The sequence below is a fragment of the Vibrio sp. Vb0888 genome (genome assembly GCF_033338835.1).
GTDB classification, from domain to species: Bacteria; Pseudomonadota; Gammaproteobacteria; order Enterobacterales; family Vibrionaceae; genus Vibrio; species Vibrio alginolyticus.
The window spans coordinates 1-1108 of record NZ_JAWOTL010000275.1 but is presented as its reverse complement, the minus strand read 5'-3'; the positions used below and the strand labels follow the sequence as shown (position 1 = coordinate 1108).

General features: G+C 46.3%; 2 protein-coding genes. One reads left to right on the top strand and one right to left on the bottom strand.

Annotated features, from left to right (window positions below; translation table 11 throughout):
* A partial coding sequence (locus tag R7P72_RS25595) for a cation diffusion facilitator family transporter (RefSeq protein WP_318111041.1) occupies positions 1–328 on the bottom strand: 328 nt, incomplete at its 3' end.
* A 235-nt stretch (positions 329–563) separates the two neighbouring features.
* Here R7P72_RS25595 and R7P72_RS25590 point away from each other — a divergent pair.
* Positions 564–1108 (top strand): patatin family protein (locus R7P72_RS25590; protein WP_318111040.1); only part of this gene is annotated, 545 nt, incomplete at its 3' end.

The window sequence follows — 1108 nt, the reverse complement described above, 5'->3', positions numbered from 1 at the left end:
ATTCCACCATCATCATTAGCGCCACCATGCCCAAAGCAATCGCGCTCGTAAAACCACCTAAAACACTGACCTTCCCGGTACCAAACGAAAAACGCTCATTGTTCGCATTTTGCTTAGCATAGCGATAAGCGAACAAGGTGATGCAAAATGCCGCAGCATGAGTGCCCATGTGCCATCCATCGGCGAGTAAGGCCATAGAGCCAAAAAGCGTGCCCGCAGCAATCTCAACCACCATAGTGACAAGCGTCAGAATGAGAACATAAAAAGTTCGCTTTTCACCTTTATGGTTATGAGAAACAAAATCGTGCGTGTGTTGTGCTATTGCCATAGATAAATCATATCCCTATTGCTCAGTTTGTTTGATAATCAAAATATTTGATTTAAATTTAGTTTGATCATCAAACAAAGTCAACATAGAAAACTAAGAAAGGCGTTCATCACTGCACTCAAGATTGGCCAATCTGATGCCTCCCCGCATGAACATATGCGGCCTTGTTTGGGAATCAGCCGCTTATACGTTAAGCTGCCGTTACTCAACTAAAAGATAGAAAGCGGATAAGCAGATGGAACATGTAGGTTCTCGTGCACTGATTGTTGAAGGCGGCGCAATGCGAGGGGTATTTTCTTGCGGAATACTCGACCATTTTTTAGCTGCGGACTTTTCTCCCTTCGACAGCTTTTGGGGCGTATCGGCTGGCGCAAGTAATCTTGCCGCTTATTTGGCAAAAATGCCGGGCAGAAACCTAAAAATCTATCTCGATTACAGCCTAAGAAATGAGTTCATCACCCCCAGCCAGCTCATACGCGGTGGTGATGTCATGGATTTGGATTGGATGTGGCAAGTAACACTTGAAGAGTTAGGCATTGATAAAGAAGTGCTCGCTGCTGATCCGCGTCCTTTTTTCCTTGTCGTCACTCGTCAAGATACTGGACAGGCAGAATACCTCACTCCGGACGTCGATATGTTAGCGGAGACCATGAAGGCCAGCAGCGCCCTGCCCGTACTCTATCGTAATGGCGTACTTCTTAATGGCACTCGATATGTGGATGGCGGCGTTGCAGATGCCCTGCCAATTGCCGAAGCCATCAAAAGAGGAGCGACAAAAAT